The sequence below is a fragment of the Pelosinus fermentans DSM 17108 genome (assembly GCF_000271485.2).
Classification (GTDB): Bacteria; Bacillota; Negativicutes; order DSM-13327; family DSM-13327; genus Pelosinus; species Pelosinus fermentans.
Map to the genome: position 1 here is coordinate 1926940 of NZ_AKVN02000001.1, position 21159 is coordinate 1948098.

The window sequence follows — 21159 nt, forward strand, 5'->3', positions numbered from 1 at the left end:
AATTATTGAAATTTGCATATTATAATCAAGGAAAATATTATTTAAATAGATATGTTGCTTCAATCTTATCGTTGCCAAAACCGTTGCCACAACAAACAATAACAAGCAGTAATGTTAATTAGTAATCATTTAACACGTGCAGTACTATCAACACATCCGACAATCGACCATAATGAAAATATGCTCAAATTACGACTCTTAATCAGTAGGTTCGGGGTTCGATTCCCCGGTGTGTCACCAGTAAATTCAAGGGTTTGCAGAGATGCAAGCTCTTTTTTATGTTCACTGAGTCTTTTTTGTTTTAGTGCTTTTGAATTACTGTTACAGGTACAAAAACATAACTTAATATAGATAAAAAAATTAGCAGGCTATTTTGCCTGCTTTTTTGCTTTTTTATATAACTACATAATTTGGCTAAATTATGCAGTTAACTAGATTGGGGCAATTTGCGTCCTTAGTTCTTCGTAGGGGGTGACTTATATGATATATAAAACGTTAAAATGTATACTCCATATTTACCGCAGAATTTTATTTAGAGAATATCATCGGGAAAAAATACATTAATATTTGGAAATATATCCATTTACTGGTATTTTTTAAATTGGTATTATATTGAATAATGATATTGATAATTATTATCAATGAATTGCTTGAAAGATAGATTGACAATGGAAGATAAAGGGGGGGATTACTGTAAATTTATTAGAGCTATGTTGATTTCTAATAGTAATTAATCACTAATATCGCAAGTAACTCAATTATGTTTTTATTTTTAAGGATAGTGTTATACCTTAGTTTATCGGTCAATGTTTAAAGAAAGGAAATGGTAAGATGAACTATTTAAAAATGAAAGGGAAGATTGCGCTTGTTACAGGAGGTGCCCAAGGCATTGGAGAGTCTGTCGTTCGGGCATTAATTGAATCCGGTGCAGTTGTTGCTATATTAGATCATAATGCAGCAAAACTTAATAGTCTTGTAAACGAATTGAAGTTACAAGGGTGCAATGTAGAGGCATTTCCTGTAGATATCAGTGATAGTAAAGCTGTTACTACAGTTGTAGATTTGATTGAAGATGATATTGGTCCTATTGATATTTTAGTAAATGTTGCTGGTGTACTACGTATAGACTTAATTAGTTCACTTAGTGATCAGGATTGGGAGAAGACTTTTGCAGTTAACTCAACAGGGGTCTTTAATGTATCCCGTTCTGTGAGTAAGCACATGATTTCTCGCCAAAAAGGATCAATTGTAACTGTTGGGTCAAATGCCACAAGAGTTCCTCGAATATCAATGGCAGCTTATGCAGCTTCCAAAGCTGCTGCCACCATGTTTACTAAATGTTTAGGCTTAGAACTGGCTCAGTATAATATTCGTTGCAATATAGTTTCACCTGGGTCTACAGATACTGAAATGCAATGGTCTCTGTGGAAAGATGAGAATGGAGCACGAGCTGTTATTGAAGGTTCTCCTGAAGCATTTAAAATAGGAATTCCACTAAAAAAAATAGCAACACCTTCTGACATAGCAGATGCTGCCCTCTTTTTAGCTTCTGAGCGGGCCAATCATATTACAATGATTGACTTGTGTGTGGATGGCGGAGCTACTTTAGGAGTCTAAAATGCGCTTAACGATCTCTTTGAATATAGGATATTTAGTTAATAAAGGAGGCAATAAAAAATATGAAACATCAGAGTAATTCTGCAGTATTAGAAAAACAGCTTTTAAATGATTATCAGGTTGGTGATTTTTTCTTCGCTTCACCAAAGAGAACGCTGTTGGGAAAAGGTTCTTTTGCTGTGATTCCAAGTGATCCCAAAAAAGAGAATCAATTGGAATGTCTTGCTGAACGTGTTTTGGTTGCATTAGAAAATGCTAAAGAGCATGGTTATAGCAATCCAGTAGTTGTAGGAGCAGTGCCATTTGATTATAAAAAGAATGTCCAATTGATTGTACCTGAAACGATGAAGTTATCAACTCCGTCACAATTCGATTCTGTCAATCCATTGCAATCGTCGATGGCATCTACATATCAAATTAAATTTGTACCGGAACCTGCTCAATATAAAGAAGGGGTAGGAAAAGGGATTCATTATATAAAGAATGGTCATCTTAGTAAAATTGTTTTATCAAGATCTCTGCACCTTACTTCATCGACAACAGTAAATATCCATCAGCTGCTTCATAATTTAGCACAACACAATACTCTTGGCTATACTTTTGCCGTTGATTTGCCTAAGACTATTTTAGATAAATCTGGCTTAACGGTCTCTTTCTCAACAGGCAGAACATTAATTGGAGCCAGCCCTGAACTGCTTGTTACAAAAACGGGATTACATTTGATGGCTAATCCATTGGCAGGCTCTAGACCTCGCAGTGAAGATCCTGCAGAAGATCAGCGATTAGCTGCAGAGCTGCTTTCATCTACTAAGGATTTACATGAACATCAGGTTGTTGTTAGTGCAGTTGCTGATGCTCTTAGACCTTATTGTCTTACATTGGATGTGCCGGACAAGCCTTCATTAATGCATACAGAGACAATGTGGCATCTTTCAACAGTGATAAAGGGGGAGATTGCAAGTCCTTCGACTTCTTCTTTAGAGCTGGCAATCGCTCTTCATCCGACTCCTGCTGTTTGCGGGGCTCCTAGGGAGCTAGCACGAGAGGCAATTGGAGAAATTGAACCATTTGACCGAGGATTTTTTGCCGGGATGGTTGGCTGGTGCGATGCAAATGGTGATGGTGAATGGGCAGTCACTATTCGCTGCGCAGAGGTAGAGGCACATTCCCTTCGGTTGTTCGCAGGAGCTGGAGTGGTTGCTGAATCAACCCCAGAAGAAGAATTGGCAGAAACGTCAGCAAAGTTTCGTACCATGCTGTTTGCTATGGGACTGAGTAAGGATGTGATATATAAATGATGCTAACTAAATATCCTTCTTGGCCTAAAGAGTTTGTTGATTTCTACAGGAGGGAGAACTGCTGGCGCGGGGAAACATTTGGCACAATGCTGCGTGAACGTGCTAAAAGCCAACGTGAACGCATTGCCATTACAAGCGGAGAAATAAGTCTCAGTTATGCAGCATTAGACAATGAAGCTGACCGTTTAGCTGCTGGATTTCAGGCACTAGGCATAAAGAAGGGAGATCGTGTGGTACTTCACCTTCCTAATGTAATTGAGTTTTTTACAGTTATTTTTGCATTATTCAGGTTGGGGGCATTGCCTGTCTTTGCTCTCCCTTCACACCGAAGCAGTGAAATTAACTATTTTTGTGAGTTTACTGAAGCCGTTGCCTACGTTATCCCAGATATTTACGCTGAGTTTGACTATCGTACACTTGCAAGAGAGGTTAAAAGTACAGTTTCAACCTTACAGCATGTAATTGTAACAGGTGATTCTGAGGAATTTATATCTTTGGCAGATCTGTATGCAGATACTCTTACTGAACCACCAGAAGTAAGCCCTGGGGATATTGCTTTTCTTCAATTGTCTGGGGGGAGTACCGGATTATCCAAGTTAATTCCCCGAACACATGACGATTATATATATAGTTTGAGAGTCAGTGATGAGATTTGTCAAATGGATCAGAATAGTGTATATCTTGCTGCTCTCCCTGTTGCGCATAATTATCCCCTTAGTTCACCTGGTGTACTTGGCACGTTGTATGCAGGCGGTAGAGTTGTTCTTGCAGCTGGGGCTAGCCCGGATGAAGCATTTCCTCTTATTGAGCGTGAAGGCGTTACGATTACGGCGCTTGTACCGCCACTTGCTTTAATATGGCTTGAAGCTGTATCTTCCCGCCATTATGACTTGTCTAGTCTTAAAGTGCTGCAAGTTGGTGGAGCTAAATTCAGTGAGGAAGCGGCGCGTCGAGTAAAACCTGCATTTGGTTGTATGCTGCAGCAAGTGTTTGGCATGGCCGAAGGGTTAGTTAATTATACAAGATTAGACGATTCTGAAGAAACGATTGTGAGTACGCAAGGGAGACCCATGTCAAAGTATGATGAAATTCGGATAGTGGATGAAGACGATGTTGATGTGGAGCCAGGCAGCGTTGGACAATTATTGACAAGAGGACCTTATACCATTCGTGGGTATTACAAAGCTGAAGAACATAATGCTAAGGCATTTACTCCCGATGGTTTTTTTCGAACAGGGGATTTGGTAAAAGTCAATGAGTCTGGGTATTTTGTCGTGGAAGGCCGCGATAAGGATCAAATCAATCGTGGTGGTGAAAAAGTTGCAGCGGAAGAAGTTGAGAATCATCTCCTTGCTCATGATGCTGTACTTGATGCAGCAATTGTTTCAATGCCCGACGAATTTCTTGGGGAAAGATCATGTGCTTTTGTAATACCACGCCACCAAACTCCAACTGCGGGTGAGCTTAAAAGATTTTTAAGGGAACGTGGAATCGCTGCTTTTAAAATTCCTGACCGGATTGAATTTATCCATTCGTTTCCTTATACTCCATTAGGAAAAGTAAGTAAGAAAAAATTGCGTCAGATGATTGCTAAGAAACTTATAGTCCGTGCTGCTGCAAATTGATAAAGGTATATAAAAATAAAGGAGTGATTCGATGGCTATTCCTGCTATCTCACCATATTCCATGCCTATGGCATCAGATTTTCCTCAAAACAGAGTATCCTGGAAAGCAAATCCGAAACGTTCGGTACTTCTCATTCATGATATGCAACAGTATTTTCTTAATGCTTATACCTTGGGGGAATCACCAATAATACAGCTTATCGAGAATATACAATTATTAAAAGCCCAATGTACAGAACTTGGTATACCCATTGTTTATACGGCACAGCCAGGTGATCAGAGACCTGAAGATCGAGCACTTCTTCAAGATTTCTGGGGACCAGGACTTGCTGATGATCCTTCTCAAACAAAAGTAATAGATGAGGTTGCGCCTAACGCAAGCGACACTGTGCTTACAAAGTGGCGATACAGTGCATTTAAGAGAACCAAACTTATGGAAATCATGCAGGAACAAGGGCGTGATCAACTGATTATTTGTGGTGTTTATGCTCATATTGGTTGTCTTTTAACAGCATGTGATGCCTTTATGCAAGACATGGAAACCTTCTTTGTGTGCGATGCAGTAGCAGATTTTTCTGCAGATCATCATAAGATGGCGATGACATATGCGGCTGATCGTTGTGCAGTAACTATTTCAACAGCGTTGCTGCTAGAGCAATTGAAAAGCATTCAGCTATCATCTAACAAAGCGGTAACAAAAGCGAATTTACACAGTCTGACACAGCCGCTTGTGCGCCAGCAAGTTGCTGAACTTCTTGGCGAATCACCATCAGATATTGATGACAACGAGGATTTAATTGACAGGGGTTTAGATTCAATTAGAATGATGAGTCTTGTTGAGAGATGGCGCAGTAAAGGGGCTGATGTTACTTTTGTGAAGCTTGCTGCAGGACCGACGATTTCTGCTTGGTGGAATCTATTATCATCTGCAAAATAAGAAACGCTGTATCATAAATGCTAATTATAAAGGAGGTCATGAAAGAATGCCAAATTGTCAAGAAGCTCGTTGGACCTTGACCGGTGCGCAATCTGGTATCTGGTTCGCTCAACAACTTGAGCCAGAAAATCCGATTTATAATGCTGGTGAATATATAGAAATTAATGGGGAAATTGATTTAGAATGCTTTGAACAAGCGCTGAGGCAGGGTGTAAGGGAAACAGAATCGTTACATGTTAAATTTGGCGTAAATGAACAGGGACCATGGCAAGTTATCCGCCCTGCTTCTGAATTTCCTTTACATGTTTTCGATGTCAGTGCAGAGGAACACCCGCAGCAAGCAGCGCAAAAGTGGATGAATGATGACCTTGCAAGTCCGATTGATCTCAGACTGGATCCTCTTTTCTGCCAAGCTTTATTTAAAGTTTCATCCAATCGCTTTTTCTGGTATCAGCGTATTCATCACATTGTAATGGATGGATTTGGTTTTTCACTTATTTCGCAGCGCGTGGCTAGCCTTTACACTGCACTTATAAATAATCTTGCTTATGATGAAGGTGCTTTTGCTCCTTTACGTTTGGTTCTGGAAGAAGACGTATCGTATCGTGCCTCAGAGAATTTTTTGCGGGATCGTCAGTTTTGGCTAGAACGTTTTGCAGATGGACCGGAGGTTATTAGTTTAGCAAATCGAGCACCTAGGACTTCTAAGAGCGTCTTTCGCCAGACCGCTAACTTATCACCGTCTATCACGCATTCCTTGCAGACCGCAGCGCGCAATTTTAAAGGAAGCTGGCATGAAACGCTGATTGCAGCAACAGCTGTTTATGTACACCGTTTGACAGGGGCACAAGATGTAATTCTTAGTTTGCCAATGATGGGACGGTTAGGCTCCGCTTCACTGAATATTCCTAGCATGGTAATGAATTTGCTGCCGCTTCGTTTGCTAGTACGACCAGATATGGAATTTACAGAACTGGTAAAACAAGTTTCAAAAGAAGTGCGCAGCGCGGGGCGACATAAAAATTACCGACATGAGGAACTACGTCGTGATCTTAAGCTGCTTGGCGAGAATCAGAGATTATTCGGTCCGCAAATTAATATAATGCCTTTTGAGTATGGGCTGGACTTTGCTGGGAATAAAGGGATTATACATAAGTTAGCGACCGGTCCTGTTGATGATTTGTCTATTAACGTTTATAACAAATCAGATGGAAATGGATTAAGAATTGATTTAGAGGCTAATCCTGAAGTTTACAGTCCCAGCGATTTGGCTATTCACCAGAAACGCTTTCTAGGCTTTCTTGAAAAAATTGCAACTGCGAAGCAGGATCAACTCATAGGAAAAATGGAGCTTCTCTTGCCTGAGGAGTGTGAACGGGTATTGGTTCATTGGAATCAAACGGCCCAAACATTACCGTCTGTTGACCTGCCAACATTGTTTGAGAAACAAGTTTCTGAAAATCCTGAGTTGACTGCCCTAGTATGTGGGGACACCGTTCTTAGTTATAAGGAGTTAAATAAAAGGGTAAATCGTCTTGCTCATCTATTGATTGATCAAAAGCTGGGACCTGAGAAATTTGTGGCTTTAGCAATGCCACGTTCAGTAGAAATGGTTATCGCCATGCTGGCTGTTCTTAAGACGGGAGCTGCGTATTTGCCCATTGATCCAGATTATCCAGCAGACCGGATTGAATTTATGCTAAGTGATGCCCAGCCTGTTTGCATGATTACAAGTACAGCAGTTGCATCAAAAGTACCCGTTGCTAGTACCCAGTTCAGGATTGTAATTGATACAGCAGAGATTGCTGGGACACTTGAGAATTATCCTGACACTAACGTATTGAGCTTACAGCGTAAAGTAGTTATTTCACCAATTAATCCAGCTTATATGATCTATACGTCGGGCTCTACGGGCAAGCCAAAAGGTGTTGTCGTTCTATCGGAAAGTTTAATTAATTTTCTTCAATCAATGCAAAGCCATTTTTCACTAACTCAGCAAGATCGACTTCTTGCCGTAACTACTATCGCTTTTGATATTTCAGGTTTGGAAATATTTCTTCCTCTTATCACTGGAGCAAGTTGTATCATTGCTGAAAAGGAAACCGTTCAAGATCCTCTAGCCTTAACAAATATGATCGAAAAAAACAATATTACGATTATGCAAGCTACGCCAACGCTTTGGCATGTCCTAGTGACAAACTATCCAAATGCGTTACGTGGACTCAGAGTTCTGGTTGGAGGAGAAGCACTTCCAATCAGTCTTGCAGCCGCTTTGCATGGTTTAGGCTGCGAAGTTACCAATCTATATGGACCAACTGAAACGACGATTTGGTCAACCGCAGTTACCCTTGATCCTGAGCAGACGGGAGTACCTTCTATCGGAAAGCCAATTTGGAATACTCAGATGTATGTGTTAGATTCTGGTTTACAGCCAGTTCCTCCGGGAGTTGCAGGAGATTTATATATTGCTGGTACGGGACTCGCTCGCGGTTATTTAGGTCGTCCAGCTTTGACGTCTGAACGCTTTGTTGCGAATCCTTATGGTCCTAAGGGAAGTCGAATGTATCGAACTGGCGACCTTGTTCGTTGGAGTCCTGACGGTTCTTTAGATTACATTAGCCGCGCTGATCATCAAATTAAAATGCGTGGTTTTCGAATAGAGCTTGGAGAAATTGAGGCTGTACTTGCCAAGCATTCTGCTATTGACCAGGTTACGGTTATTGTTCGTGAAGATCAGCCAGGAGATAAGCGTTTGGTAGCCTATATTGTTCCTGCTTTGAACAATAGTCCGGATTCAGCCGAGCTCCGTCAGTATATGGGGAGTCGTCTGCCAGATTATATGGTACCTTCCGCATTCGTGCTAATGAGCGAGTTGCCGCTGACACCAAATGGCAAGATTAATCGTAAAGAGCTGCCGGTACCTGATCTCTCTGCAATAGCTACTAGCCGCGGGCCTAGGTCGCCCCAAGAGGGAATTTTGAGGGATTTGTTTGCCGAGGTTCTGGGGATTTCTCATATTGGGATCGATGATAGCTTTTTTGATTTAGGTGGTCATTCTCTTCTTGCATCCATTCTAATGATTCGCATACGTGACACTTTTGGTGTCGAACTAGGCATTGGTAAAATTTTTGAATCGCCTACAGTTGCAGGTCTCGTAGAGCAGCTGAGCAGCGGCAAGAGTGCACGATTACCTGTGCATAAAGCTGTAAAACGCTCAAAGATCCCCCTTTCTTTCGCACAGCGCCGCCTATGGTTCCTTTACCGCCTGGAAGGTCCTAGTCCAACCTATAATATTCCAATGGTTGTACACCTGTCGGGAAAACTAGACCGAAGTGCGTTGCAGGGAGCTATGAATGATGTGGTTGAACGTCATGAAATCTTGCGTACTATCTTCCCGGAGACGATGGGCATCTCCCATCAATGCGTTTTAGATGCTGCTGCGGCAAAAGTAGAGCTGCTTATTTCGAATATCAGTAAGACCGAACTTCAAAATAAGCTTACTGATGCTGTGCGATATCGTTTTGATCTGGCAGCAGAACCAGCCATTCGCGCACAACTTTATATACTTGGACCAAATGAACATGTTCTGCTGCTTTTATTACATCATATTGTAGGAGATGGATGGTCGCTAACACCACTTACACGTGATCTTAGTGCAGCCTATAATGCACGTCGCTCTGGTGCAACTGTTAATTGGCCGCCGTTACCGGTACAGTATGCTGATTACGCCCTTTGGCAGGAAGAGCTTTTGGGCAATGAGAATAATGAAGATAGTTTGGCTTACAAACAACTTGAATTCTGGAAGGAGGCACTTGCTAATCTGCCGGATCAGTTAGAATATCCTACAGATTACAAACGTCCAGAGGAGGCTAGTTATCGTGGTGAAACGCTGGAGTTTTATATCAATCCAGAACTGCATCGTCGCTTACTTGCTCTTGCCAAGGGGAGCGGTACCAGCTTATTTATGGTATTGCAGTCTGGGCTTGCTGCATTGCTTACCCGGCTTGGTGCAGGTACTGATATTCCTATTGGCAGTCCAATTGCCGGGCGCAGTGATGATGCTTTAGGCAATCTTGTAGGATTGTTCGTTAATACCTTAGTGCTGCGTACAGACACATCTGGTGATCCTAGCTTCCGTGAACTTTTGAATAGAGTCCGAAAGGTTAATCTAAATGCTTATGAAAATCAAGACTTACCTTTTGAGCGGCTTGTTGAGGCTCTTAATCCAGTTCGGTCAAGAGCAAGACATCCTCTGTTTCAGATCATGTTGGCATTACAGAATACGCCTGATCCTAATCTGGAAATGTCTGATCTTCAAAGTGATTTTCAGCTTCATAGTGTAGGTGCAGCAAAGTTTGATCTTACGATGGAACTTCGAGAGTTGCATACTAAAGAGGGGCATCCGGCTGGTCTGAATGGGTTTCTCGAATATAGTACAGATTTATTTAAACGTGACACGGTTAAGCTTCTTATCGACCGTATGCTGAGGCTATTGGAAGCTGCCTCTTCTGATCCAGATCAGCTGATTGGACGTTTAGAAATCCTATCCTCAGAAGAACGCCAAAAGATACTCATCGATTGGAATCAAACTTCAGAAGAAACACGATCAAATTGTTTAACGACATTGTTTGAGGAACAAGTTACCCGAAGCCCTAAAGAAATTGCGGTGGTATTTGAGGATGCAGCATTTACCTATGAAGAGCTAAACAGGAGAGCCAATCAACTTGCCCATCTGCTGATTGCCAAGGGAGTAGGACCGGAACAATTTGTTGCGTTAGTCTTGCCTAGATCATTAGAAATGATTGTGGGTATGCTTGCTGTACTCAAGGCAGGTGCAGCATATCTGCCTATAGATCCAGAATATCCAAGTGATCGGATCGCGTTTATGCTTGGCGATGCGCTGCCTACGTGCATTTTTACAAATTTGAATGTAGCGTCAAAGCTGCCTATGATAAGGAATGGAATACAAGTTATTCTTGATGAAGTTAGTACAATAGAGGGATTAAAACAGTATCCAGCTGCCAATCCGGTTGATGCTGACCGTGTTCAACCATTATCACCTTTTCATTCAGCGTATATTATTTATACTTCTGGTTCAACGGGTGTGCCAAAAGGCGTAGTCATTCCCCATCAAAATGTCGTTAGACTTTTTGGAACGACTGAACATTGGTTCCATTTTGATTCAGATGATGTGTGGACAATGTTTCATTCTTACGCATTTGATTTTTCCGTGTGGGAGATTTGGGGGGCGTTGCTGCATGGAGGTCGCCTAGTTGTCGTACCTCTTTCCATTAGTCGATCACCAGCAGAGTTTTTACAACTGCTTGTGAGTGAAAAGGTAACTGTTCTTAACCAGACCCCATCAGCATTCTATCAATTAATGCAGGCTGATCGAGAATGTCCAGATCTTGGGCAGGAGCTTTCCTTGCGCTTCGTGATTTTCGGTGGTGAAGCACTTGAGCTTAGTCGATTGGAAGATTGGTATAGCAGGCATCCAGAAAATGCTCCAACTCTTATCAATATGTACGGCATCACGGAAACGACTGTACATGTCAGCTACCTTGCGCTTAACAAGAACATTGCTTCTAGGAAAGGAAACAGTCTTGTTGGTTGTGGTATAACAGATCTTGATGTGTACGTATTAGATGCTCACTTACAGCCAGTTCCGCCTGGAGTAGTGGGGGAACTATATGTTGCTGGAGCTGGACTCGCTCGTGGTTATTTAGGGCGACCTGGTCTGACGGCTCAGCGTTTTGTAGCGAATCCATTTAGTTCCTCAGGTACTCGAATGTATCGTACGGGTGATTTAGCTCGCTTTCATGAGGATGGTTCTTTAGATTATATGGGGCGTGCAGATCATCAGATTAAGATTCGGGGGTTCCGTGTTGAACTGGGGGAAATTGAGGCTGTACTTGCAAAACATTCTAATGTTGAGCAAGTTGCGGTGATCGTTCGTGAAGACCAGCCAGGCGATAAGCGTCTAGTCGCTTATGTTGTATCTGCCGTAAAAAGCAGTTTTGATTCAGCTCATTTGCGGCGATATGTCGCCGATGTTCTCCCTGACTACATGATTCCTTCTGCTTTTGTAGAAATTGCAGGTCTACCGTTGACATCGAATGGAAAGCTTGATAGTAAAGCCTTACCGGCACCTGATTTTGGTGCAGTAGTAATAGGACGTGGACCTAGAACACCTCAAGAAGAGGTACTTCGTGATCTGTTTATGGAAGTTCTCGATTTGCCACGTGTTGGTATTGATGATGGTTTCTTTGACCTAGGAGGTCATTCTCTGCTTGCTGTGCATTTAATGAGTAAAATTCGTGAATCCCTCGGAGTTCAATTGAATATTGGCAATTTATTTGAGGCTCCTACGGTTGCTGGTCTTGCCGAACGACTTGAAATGGGTACTAGCCAAAGTGCATTGGATGTTCTGCTGCCTCTTAGATCCAATGGAGAACAACCCCCACTCTTTTGTGTGCATCCAGCAGGAGGGCTTAGCTGGTGCTATGCAGGACTGATGACATCCTTAGGAACCGATTATCCAATCTATGGGTTACAAGCTCGGGGTATTTCTGAATTAGTAGAATTTCCCCAGACACTGGATGAAATGGCAGCTGATTATATCAAGCATATCCGTACCATTCAGCCAGTCGGTCCTTACCATCTACTCGGATGGTCTCTCGGAGGAAACATCATACAGGCAATGGCAACTCAGCTGCAAAATCAAGGGGAAACAATCAATCTTGTTGCCATGCTCGACGCTTATCCAAGTCACTTTTTGCCGATTAAAGATGCTCCTGATGAGGAAGAATCACTTATTGCCCTGCTTGCTTTAGGTGGTTATGATCCCGAAGGTCTAGGAGATAAACCGTTAGATGTTGCTAGTACGATTGAAATACTTCGTCGGGATGGAAGCGCATTAGCAAGTTTAGAAGAGAGGACTATTTTGAACCTCAAAGAAACATATGTGAATTCAGTTCGTATTTTGAGTCAATACCGGCCTAAACCCTTTAATGGGAATATCTTGTTTTTTAGATCGACCATAATACCAGAGTGGTTTGATCCCATTTACCCAGAATCATGGAAGCCTTATATTGATGGACAAATTGAGCAATATGATATTGAGTGTCGTCACAAGGATATGTGCCAGCCCGGACCACTTGCTGCGATTGGGCAGATACTTGCAAGCAAACTGTGTGTAGCAGTAACTAATGAAGGAGGAGATAAATGATGATCAATCCTTTTGAGAACGAAAACGGTACCTATGTTGTATTGATGAATGAGGAAGGTCAATATTCTCTCTGGTCTGCTTTTCTGGATGTACCTGCTGGATGGGCTGTTGTATATGGAGAAGAAAGTCGCTTGGTATGCCTAGACTACATCAACTCGCAATGGTGCGATATGCGCCCCAATAGTCTAAAGTCTGTCACAAGTCTTAGTAAGGAGAGTGACAATGAGGATACAGCTTAATCCTAAATTAGTGGTTAGTATTGTATATGTAACAGCTATGTTTATGGCTGCAATGGACGGGACGATTGTAAATGTAGCCCTGCCTGCTATTAGTAATGAATTTCAAATTCCTCCAACGGCTACCAGTGGAATTAATGTTGGATACTTAGTAAGTATTGCTGTGTTTCTTCCAATGGCAGGATGGCTTGGGGATCGATTTGGAACCAAGAGGATTTTTTTAATTGCGCTAAGTCTATTTACATTTGCATCAGTCTTATGTGGATTTGCTGATAATCTTCAGACTTTGAATGTATTTCGCGTACTTCAGGGGGCTGGAGGAGGATTGCTTACTCCAGTGGGAATGGCAATGTTGTTTAGAATATTTTCTCCCGAAGAACGGCTAAAAGTATCTCGATCTCTTGTTTTTCCCATTGCGATTGCACCTGCTCTTGGTCCAATCATTGGTGGAGTATTTGTAGAACAGTTATCTTGGCGGTGGGTGTTCTACATCAATCTTCCTTTAGGGATTGTAGCATTGCTGTTTGGTTTCCTGTTTCTTATTGAACACAAAGAGCCCGAGGCAGGCCCTATAGACCTGCCGGGTTTCTTACTGTCAGCTCCGGGTTTTTCTATGTTGATGTATGCGCTTATTCAAGGTTCTTCTCAAGGATGGAGTTCTCCAGTTATCCTTGGCACAGGAATTTGTGGCCTCATTATGGTTTGCATTTTAGTTTTAGTTGAACTGCGTGTGGAAAAACCGATGCTCGATTTACGTTTATTATCTGATCGATTGTTTCGCACGATGAGTATAATCTCACTATTTGCAGTTGCTGGTTTAGTAGGGATACTCTTTATTTTTCCCTTGATGTACCAAAATACAATAAATGCATCAGCTTTAGAAAGTGGGCTTATTATTTTTCCAGAAGCATTGGGGTTGATGCTTGCATCCCGATTAATGCCTTGGTCATACAAAAAGTTAGGTGGGCGGCAAGTTATTTCCATTGGATTACTTGGCACGATAGTAGTGTTTGTGCTGTTAAGTATGGTTGGACCAGAAACAAATTTATGGTTTCTTAGATCTTTATTCTTTAACATCGGATTTTTCTTAGGCCACGCTGTGGTTGCGGTACAGTTCCTTACCTTCAATAACATCACTCCTGCTTCAATGGGGAGGGCAACGACATTGTTCAACGTTCAAAATCGAATTGCTTCAGCCCTTGGTGTAGTATTGTTGGCCAGCCTTCTTGGGGCATTCGGTACTGGGACTACTGGTGCAAATGGGATAGAACAGCCTCTTTTAGCAGCTTATCAGTTCACATTGCTTGGTTCTGCTGCTTTTTTATTGGTGGGTCTGTTTTTTGCCCTGGGAATTCGGAATGCGGATATTGCAGCTGTCGTGCCAAAGCAATCTCCTGCGCAAAACTCTGAGATGGGGGCAATTGTAAAAGTAAGCGAGTAATGCGTCATACATACTAAATATATCTTTAGGTTAGAGGAAGGGAAATTTTATACGTATTGGAGGGAGGTTACAGTACATTGATCGAAGTGTATCTTTGCGAATTACCAAAAGAGAAGAATCGAATTGTTTTAGAGAAACTGCTGACCAACGTTTCGTCTGAGAAGCAGGAGCGTATTAAAAAATTTGTTAAAATCAATGATGCATATCGGACATTATTGGGAGAACTCTTGGTACGATTTGCTCTATATAAACGATATGGTTCTATTCCAAAACAATTAGAATTTGATAAAAATTTTTACGGAAAACCATTTTTATGTCAATATCCTTTTTTTCATTACAACGTATCCCATTCTGGAGACTGGGTAGTATGCGCTGTTCATAATAAAAGAATTGGAGTTGATATAGAAAAAATTCTACCTTTTGATTGGCAAATGGCAAAAGGATTTTTTACAAGAGGAGAATATTGGGAGTTGTTGAATACAAAAAAGGAAAGAAACACTTTCTTTTATGATATATGGACTTTAAAAGAGAGCTATGTGAAAGCACAAGGCAGAGGATTGTCTATTCCTTTAAATTCTTTTAATGTGAAAAAACATACCTCCGATAGGATAACATTGACGGATATGAACACAGGTAAAGCAATTACAGATTTTACTTGTAAACAGTATAAGATTAATAATCAGTATAGGCTTTCAGTTTGTGCAAATCATGATAATAGGAATCACTTTGCGAAATTACCTTTTTTAGTTTCTTTCAATAAGATATGCAATGATTTAAAGATTTCTTAGCGCAGATCAAGAGCCAATAATTAAATCAAATGACGAAAGGGTGACAATAATGAGTAATAACGAATTACGTCAATTGCAAACAAGAGTCGACGATGTAAATTTGAAGATATTAAAGTTAATTAATGAAAGAGGTAAACTGATTCAAGATATAGAGCAAGCCAAGGGAACCCAAGAAATTCACCAATACGATCCGATCAGTGATAGAAAAATGCTGGATAACATTCATGACTATAATAATGGCCCTTTCAAAAAATCAACCATTGAGCATATTTTTAAGGAAATTTTTAAAGCTGGATTAGAACTTAATAAAAATGATCACCGCAAGGCGCTGCTCGTCTCACGTAAGTACAAGCCAGAGAATACCATCGTAAACCTTAGAGGTGAACAAATTGGTGATAATAAACAGCATTTCATATTTGGACCTTGCGCTGTAGAATCCTATGAACAAGTAGCTGCAGTAGCAAACGCCATGAAGGAAAAGGGCCTGAAACTTTTAAGAGGAGGAGCTTATAAACCGCGAACCTCTCCCTATGACTTCCAGGGGCTGGGGATTGAGGGCTTGAAAATTTTAAAACGTATTGCCGATGAATATGATATGGCAGTAATCAGTGAAATAGTCAATGCTGCTGATCTCAAAATGGCTGCAAACTACATTGATGTCATTCAAATTGGATCTAGGAATATGCAAAACTTTGAGCTGTTAAAGGAAGCTGGAGGGATGAAGAAACCTGTACTTCTAAAAAGGGGCTTAGCGGCTACGATTGAAGAATTTATTAATGCGGCAGAGTATATAATGTCACAGGGCAATGACCAAATTATTCTTTGCGAACGAGGGATTAGAACCTATGAAACCGCAACTAGAAATACGTTAGATATCTCAGCTGTTCCAATATTAAAACAAGAAACACATTTGCCGGTTTTTGTTGATGTAACTCATTCTACAGGGCGGAGGGATTTATTATTGCCTGCCGCTAAAGCTGCAATGGCAATTGGAGCAGATGGAGTCATGGCTGAAGTACATCCAGATCCTGCTGTAGCACTGTCTGACTCTGCACAGCAAATGGATTTAAAACAGTTTGATCATTTCTTTAATGAATTGTTATCTTCAAAATTCATCAAAGTTTAATATAGAAAAGCAACGGTTGTCTGTCTTCACAGAGTTAGTCAGAAGCTTTTCTATTAGCATATCTATAACGCTAAAAAGTCCGTGAATTCACCTTTCAAGGAGGCGATATACATGGCCTTCTTAGCGTTTTTATTGCTCTAGCTGATTGGCGTATACTTGATTTTTGGTAGATTCATGTATGGTTGCATCACGCAGCCAAGTATGCTGGAGGGAATTCATTCCTTTGGAAGCATGGATAAAAGCCTCTAGGGGAGTTAAGTTGTAAGTTCCTGTGGAAAAAATGGCAGTATCAACAACAGCGCCGGTAGCGACATCATACACTGTCTGGCTTATTGCTATGTAATAGGTGCTTCTTTCTTGCTTTACGCGTATTGCATTCACTTCAGATAGTATCGCCCATTGGCAGCCGGAGGCAATTGCTGCTTCTCGCCATGAAGTAGATGTCGCTTCATTCGATAAAGTATAATTTGGTATTGTCTGTCGGTATTCATCAGATAACGCCTCGTTCATATACCAAAAGTCTGTTGTCAAACTTGCTGGTAGATTATTTTGGAGTGGGGCAATGTAGACGCGTCCGTGATTTGAGCGTTTGGCGGCAGCAGTCGGAGCAGGCAGATGGATTCCGGCTGCTGCTGCTTGGCGGCGTTGATCATAATAATTCTTTAATGCGGAGTCTAAGTAACCAATCAATAAATGGGGATCATTAACGGTGGGAGGTGTAGTCCATTTGATTTCTTGGCCAAACTGTTTGTACCCGCCAACTAAGGTTTGCAGGATGCCGGTAACTGGATCACCGGAATTGACTACCCGTGTCAGAGAAAGAAGGGGTTCGAATTTAGCAGCAAACGCAGCATTACCCACTGCAGGAGCGCCAAAGGTAATGACTCTGATTTGCTCAGGGCGAATTCCCATACTGATCAGCCTTGCTCCGGTTAAGGTTGCGGCTGCGCCTCCCAAACTATGACCGGTAAGGTAAATCTTGTTTCTGCTGTCATTTAGAAGTAAATCTGGTAGAGAAAATGGTGTCTGGTAGGCATCCCGCAAGGTTGCAGAGGGACCGGCCTGCACAAACTCGTAAAAACCTCTATGAACTTTTGGTTCACTATTAGGAACCTTTTCTTTGGCGGCATTGGCTGAGAATTCTTCTTCACTGCTGCCTGCAAAATATACTTTATCAAACTTTAGGTTTGCCTTAATATCTCCATTGCTTTCTGTCCCAACAATTGCTAGAAAATACAACGGAACATTTGTATCCAGATCTTTTTTTGCCACAAGAAAGCGGATGCCAGTGTGACCTTGTGGTTGGACATAATGATCAATTTGCCATCCGTCCTGTTCCAGATACCGGGTGGCTAATTCACCAACCCGACCGCTGTAAGCCGCTGTACTGGCCCCTGCTGCAATATATAATAAATAGGCTTCCTCATATTCTTCTTTTGGTCCGGCATAGGAAAGAACCGGACTCCACAATAGTATAAGGCTGAGTAGAGAAAGGAATATTTTTTTCATACAGAAACCTCCATCAGTCCACAACTTATTCAGTAGTGCTTCTCTAAGGATAACACGTTTGGACAGGTAATGTCGAAGATTTTGGCTATCAAATGGTTCGGCAACATCAAGAATGTTCAGGCTTGGATCCAGTCTTTCAACAATTTCTTCCATAGTAAGTAATACCGTGGAGTAGTCCCAATAGATTTTGGGAACATAGATCAGGGGATTATTTATAAATTGTTTTGAAATTTTTTCTGCATTGCGGGCTTCACTCGTGTAGTCAAGTTCACTGCGAAGAGATTTTGAGAATTCATCAATCATATCCATGACCTGATACGATTTTGCCCAGTGAAAACGTCGTTCTGCCAAGTTAGACAACTCATAAAGAATCTCCAAATCTGTTTGGATATCAATAGCAATACTGGGACGCTGAATTTTTACGGCAACTGTCCTTCCTGTTTTCAAAACGGCCTTATGGACTTGTCCGATAGAAGCTGCCGCTATCGGCTGTGGTTCAAAGTGCTGAAAAAAATTTTCTACAGTTCCTCCCAGCTCTTCTTGAAGTACAGAAAGCACATCAGTGAAGGGAAAGGCAGGAACTGCATCTTGAAGTTTTTCCAATTCGTCAATAATATCCGGGGGAAGAAGGTCTGGTCGTGTGCTGGCAATCTGACCGAGTTTGACATAGGTTGGACCTAATTGCTCAAGAACCAGTCGAATTCGCTCAGCTACGCCTCCAGTATTCTCCTTTGCAAATACTGGACGAACACGCTGGTAATAGGGGACTTTCTGCATCAAGCCTGTTTCTTCTACAATATAGTCGAACCCTTGACTTAGCAGTGCAGTAGCAATTTCACGATACCGATTGATATGGCGTACTCTCTTTGCAAACATGAATACCTCCTGAATCAAACACAAAATCTTTGTTTCATGCTGCCTTACATTTGAAGTCGTATTTTATAAATATCCCCTCTTATGACAGTGCATATACTTTTTCTCAGCAGATTTTATCGTTCTTCTAAAGTTGATTTTAGAGAAAGTAAAGACAATGCATACCAAATTTGGAGAAATGAAGAATTGTGACTGATTAGTCACAATTCTGTCATATTTATCATTTATAATGTTAATAAAATCAAATCATTAAAATTTCAGTGAAGCTTTATAGCGATTACATATACGATCGTTGTACTTAAAAGATCGAAGCAGTAACTGTTTTTTTATTCATATAGGGGGTATACAAATGTTGTTAGATTTAGTATATGGTTCACTTTGTATCGGTGCTATCACGTTAGGTACTGTTTTTTGTATGTATTTTAAGCTGCCATAACAATACTACCGATGGTAAGCGGTTCACATTAATGAGTGAGGTGGGTTTATTGAATAACAGTGAATGGAAAGGTCATCCGATTGTACTCTTTACTGGAGTGTTAGTATTATATACGTTAGGTAATTCAATCCTTTCATTATTTAATATTTAGTGTTCTTGTATCACATTTCGTGACTTTTACTTGGTAATTGTTACTATAAGTTGAATACGAGAAAATGTAATCGCTCTTTGAAGAGCGATTTTTTTTAGTATAAAATTAATTTTGCAAAAAATAGTATAGTTATTTGTATATTTAAAAATAAAAAAGGATACAGTAGAAGTATCTTTAAAATAAGAAGGTGATAAAAATGATATGGTTCTTAGTTGTCGGAATCGTCTCTGGATGGTTAGCTGGGGTGGTTTCCCGAGGAGGTGGATTTGGTTTATGGGGCGATTTAATAACGGGCATTATAGGTGCTTACGTTGGTGGTTTCTTATTTAACATGATGGGTATATCTGCATATGGGATGATTGGTTCTATTGTTGTAAGTACGATAGGAGCTGTTGTATTTCTATGGGTATTGCGGATGTTTACTCGCAACAAAACAGCTGCGTAAGCGATTTTTAGCAGCATGGTCTTGTGCCGTCAACCACCTCTTTGAGGGGAAGACGGCTTCTTTCATTTAAAATACCATATTGAAAAATGCCCAAGCTTGTCGCTTGGGCAAAGGATTAGGTGTTAATGGTATTTTAAACGCCGAAGTAGTTTGGAACCAAGATACACAAGCGCGCCAGCAGTCAAAGCCATACCTAGTTTTGATCCCATCATATCTTCCATCATATGGGATTTTCTATTGTGATGCCAATGATGACGAAACATAATTAACACCCCCTCAAAATATAGTTTTTCCTTTATGTATAATGAAATGCTAAGTAATATATGGAATGTTTAATCATGGTCCTGGATAATTTAAGAAATTGTCTTTTGATTTAAAAGAGGGATTCTTGACAAAATGAGAAGATGCGCTTATACTTTCTTCGTAAATAGGATTGTTTTGTTACTTCATATAGTAGGTCAGTAAAAGGAGATTATCATGATGCATTGGAGGTCTTTTACAGCTGGAGCCATGTTGGTGCTTTTACTTATGGCAGGCAGCGATTTATTTTTTATAGGACAAAAAGAGACTTCATCCCACTCTTCCATGGAACAGGCGGAGACAGCGATTCCTTATGACGCAGTAACAATTACGCCATTGCGCGTGATGTACGGTAAAGAAGTACCTTTTGAGGGTAAGGCGGAACTACGGCAAGCCATAGCAGGAAAGTTGGCACAAAAAATAATAGTTGTTAATTTTCAGGCATCTGGTGAGCATGCTGATAAATCAAAGATTAACATTGTGTGGGAGAATGGTGAAGTTGAAACTATTTATCCTGGAACAAAGGATCGAATTTTTCCTCCTGAAAAAAGAGCGGCGCAAATCACTGTCGTAGGGTATAGTGTGCGTGAAAGACGTATTTTCCAAGATTCAAATCGTAAAGGTAATTTGAGTTGGGAGATTCATTACGAACCAGTAGAATTGTAAGCGATAAATTGGCAACTGGATAAGAGTAGCTTTTTGGCCTCTGCTTAATTTGAATAGAGGATTTTTTTCTTCAGCCTGATGAAGGAAAAATTAAGGTAATGGCGAAAATTAGGAATATGCTTTACTCTACAAAGCTCTATTTATAAGAGGAGGTCATATACTGTGAAAATTATAGGTATAACCAATGTAGACAAGTTTTTAGCAGTTCTTGACAAATGTCAGGGGAAAATTGAATTGGTGACATCTGAGGGTGATCGTTTAAATTTAAGGTCAAAACTGTGCCAGTATCTAGCATTATCAAAAATCTTTAGTGAAGCCAAAATAGATGAAATTGAAATTATTACATCTGAACCAGAGGATGCAAAATTACTTTTGGAATATTTAATAAGAGGATAACTATTTTAGGCTAGAGGGAAGTTTTGCAACGTTCCTTTAGCCTTTTTAGTGATGTTAACAGATAAAAAATTCCAATGAAGTATATTT

Annotated in this window: 14 protein-coding genes; 12 read left to right on the plus strand and 2 right to left on the minus strand. The window is 40.7% G+C overall.

The window, feature by feature from the left end:
* Positions 1-831 precede the first annotated feature (831 nt).
* The 9 genes from FR7_RS08620 (at position 832) to FR7_RS08660 (ending at position 16296) form a co-directional block, all read left to right on the plus strand.
* Positions 832-1617, plus strand: coding sequence for a 2,3-dihydro-2,3-dihydroxybenzoate dehydrogenase (locus FR7_RS08620; protein ID WP_007930485.1), 786 nt, complete (start codon positions 832-834; stop codon positions 1615-1617).
* A gap of 62 nt (positions 1618-1679) precedes the next feature.
* Positions 1680-2915 carry an isochorismate synthase DhbC gene (gene dhbC / locus FR7_RS08625; protein ID WP_007930483.1) on the plus strand — a complete coding sequence of 412 codons (1236 nt, stop codon included), beginning with the start codon at positions 1680-1682 and terminating at the stop codon, positions 2913-2915.
* Positions 2912-4540: a (2,3-dihydroxybenzoyl)adenylate synthase gene (locus FR7_RS08630; RefSeq protein ID WP_007930481.1), complete on the plus strand. Its 1629-nt coding sequence runs from the start codon at positions 2912-2914 to the stop codon at positions 4538-4540. The genes dhbC and FR7_RS08630 overlap by 4 nt, the downstream gene beginning before the upstream one ends.
* A gap of 31 nt (positions 4541-4571) precedes the next feature.
* Complete coding sequence (locus FR7_RS08635; RefSeq protein WP_007930479.1) at positions 4572-5477, plus strand: isochorismatase; 906 nt, start codon at positions 4572-4574, stop codon at positions 5475-5477.
* A 46-nt stretch (positions 5478-5523) separates the two neighbouring features.
* Positions 5524-12705, plus strand: coding sequence for an amino acid adenylation domain-containing protein (locus tag FR7_RS08640; RefSeq protein ID WP_007930477.1), 7182 nt, complete (start codon positions 5524-5526; stop codon positions 12703-12705).
* Complete coding sequence (locus FR7_RS08645) at positions 12702-12944, plus strand: MbtH family protein (protein WP_007952769.1); 243 nt, start codon at positions 12702-12704, stop codon at positions 12942-12944. The genes FR7_RS08640 and FR7_RS08645 overlap by 4 nt, the downstream gene beginning before the upstream one ends.
* Positions 12928-14382 carry a DHA2 family efflux MFS transporter permease subunit gene (locus FR7_RS08650; RefSeq protein ID WP_007930470.1) on the plus strand — a complete coding sequence of 485 codons (1455 nt, stop codon included), beginning with the start codon at positions 12928-12930 and terminating at the stop codon, positions 14380-14382. Before FR7_RS08645 ends, FR7_RS08650 begins: the two co-directional genes overlap by 17 nt.
* Positions 14383-14468: 86 nt before the next feature.
* Positions 14469-15170, plus strand: a complete 702-nt coding sequence (locus tag FR7_RS08655; protein ID WP_237714767.1) for a 4'-phosphopantetheinyl transferase family protein — start codon at positions 14469-14471, stop codon at positions 15168-15170.
* A gap of 49 nt (positions 15171-15219) precedes the next feature.
* On the plus strand, positions 15220-16296 hold the full coding sequence (locus FR7_RS08660) for a bifunctional 3-deoxy-7-phosphoheptulonate synthase/chorismate mutase (protein ID WP_007930466.1): 1077 nt from the start codon (positions 15220-15222) through the stop codon (positions 16294-16296).
* Positions 16297-16425: 129 nt separating this feature from the next.
* On the opposite strand, the gene FR7_RS08665 is transcribed toward FR7_RS08660, so the two are convergent.
* A complete protein-coding gene (locus tag FR7_RS08665; RefSeq protein ID WP_007930464.1) occupies positions 16426-18681 on the minus strand; it encodes an AarF/UbiB family protein in 2256 nt (751 codons plus the stop codon).
* 780 nt (positions 18682-19461) lie between these two features.
* On the opposite strand from FR7_RS08665, the gene FR7_RS08670 reads away from it, so the two are divergent.
* On the plus strand, positions 19462-19710 hold the full coding sequence (locus FR7_RS08670; protein WP_007930463.1) for a GlsB/YeaQ/YmgE family stress response membrane protein: 249 nt from the start codon (positions 19462-19464) through the stop codon (positions 19708-19710).
* A 122-nt stretch (positions 19711-19832) separates the two neighbouring features.
* Here FR7_RS08670 and FR7_RS23815 read toward each other — a convergent pair whose 3' ends face one another.
* A complete protein-coding gene (locus FR7_RS23815; protein WP_007930461.1) occupies positions 19833-19973 on the minus strand; it encodes a hypothetical protein in 141 nt (46 codons plus the stop codon).
* 214 nt (positions 19974-20187) lie between these two features.
* Here FR7_RS23815 and FR7_RS08675 point away from each other — a divergent pair, with 214 nt between their 5' ends.
* Positions 20188-20676, plus strand: coding sequence for a hypothetical protein (locus FR7_RS08675; RefSeq protein WP_237714758.1), 489 nt, complete (start codon positions 20188-20190; stop codon positions 20674-20676).
* A gap of 162 nt (positions 20677-20838) precedes the next feature.
* A complete protein-coding gene (locus FR7_RS08680; RefSeq protein ID WP_007930459.1) occupies positions 20839-21072 on the plus strand; it encodes a hypothetical protein in 234 nt (77 codons plus the stop codon).
* The last annotated feature ends 87 nt before the right edge of the window (positions 21073-21159 follow it).